Genomic DNA, 1,324 nt, shown 5'->3' on the forward strand with positions numbered 1-1,324 from the left:
CATCCTTTACACATAAGATTTTAATTCTTTGTTTCAGAACACGATGTACACACCGCAGGAGTGTGTCATGGCTTGGAAGGAGACAAACGTGTTTGAAGAAAGAATGAAATTTGTCGTTGCATGGAAACGTGGCGGTTGGTCTCTCACCGACCTTTGCCGTGAATTCAATATTAGTCGGGTGACTGGCTATAAATATTTAGAACAATATGAACTCTTTGGCTTAGATGGATTGAAAGATAAAAGTCGACGACCCAAACTGCATCCAAAAACGACTCGTAAGAAAATCCTTGAACTGGTTTTGCAAGAAAGAAAAGAACATCCGCGGTGGGGAGCAAGGAAACTGTTGGCTTCATTAAGAGCAAGGTTTCATATGATCAAAGAATGGCCACACCCGAGTACCGTTGGTAGAATTCTTAAAAATCATGGCATGATCAAAGCACCGAAAAGAAGGATCCAACGCCAATCAATCGAACAACCTTTTTCTCATGCGTTAGGCCCGAATGATATTTGGTGCGCTGATTTTAAAGGTCATTTCACTGTGGGAAACGGCGAACGTTGCACTCCATTAACCGTTACCGATGCTTACAGTCGTGTTTTAATCTGTTGTGAAATTGTTCCAAAAGCGGATACAGCCAATGTAATCAATGAATTCACGAAGCTTTTTATCAAATATGGAATGCCTATTGCCATACGAACGGACAATGGAACTCCATTTGCCTCCAATGCACTTGCTGGACTCAGTAAACTTTCTGTTTGGTGGTTAAAACTAGGAATTAAGCTGGAACGAATCGAACCAGGGAAACCACAGCAAAATGGAAGGCACGAGAGAATGCATAAAACTTTAAAAGAGGAAACTGCATTGCCACCACGATCTAGCTTGGAAGCCCAACAAAAGGCTTTTAGAAATTTTCAAAAGGAATTTAATTATGTGAGACCCCATGAAGGAATAAAAAACGAATTCCCAGCCAATCACTATAAAAAGTCCAAAAGGAAATTTCCAAAACGATTGGTAAAGGCAGCGTATCCAACAAACATTTCTGTAGGCGATGTCAATGATCTAGGGAATCTCTATTTTGAAGGTCATCGAATCTTTCTTTCTTCAGCCCTTGCAGAGGAACAAGTTGGGTTGGAAGAAATCTCAGATCGGCATGTGAAGATTCATTTTTATGGAGTCAGTCTTGGAGTAATAGACCTATACACAGGAAAATTGTTGCATTTTAAAAACCCAATGCCATCCTGATTTACGTCTGAAACAGGATTTTGATGCATCTTTTTGTAAAGTATGTATCAAGACAGAACTGTAAAGGATGTATGAGTACACTCA

The 1,324-nt window shown here is 40.0% G+C and carries 1 protein-coding gene; it reads left to right on the forward strand.

Annotated elements, in window-relative coordinates:
- Positions 1-67: 67 nt before the first annotated feature.
- Complete coding sequence (locus JWG41_RS13450) at positions 68-1,240, forward strand: IS481 family transposase (protein WP_205270450.1); 1,173 nt, start codon at positions 68-70, stop codon at positions 1,238-1,240.
- Positions 1,241-1,324 lie beyond the last annotated feature (84 nt).

It is taken from the genome of Leptospira chreensis (assembly GCF_016919165.1).
Classification (GTDB): Bacteria; Spirochaetota; Leptospiria; order Leptospirales; family Leptospiraceae; genus Leptospira_A; species Leptospira_A chreensis.

What these genes read in the sequence shown, in the direction of transcription:
- JWG41_RS13450 (WP_205270450.1), top strand. Translation starts at nt 68, where the DNA reads ATGGCTTGGAAGGAGACAAACGTGTTTGAAGAAAGAATGAAATTTGTC.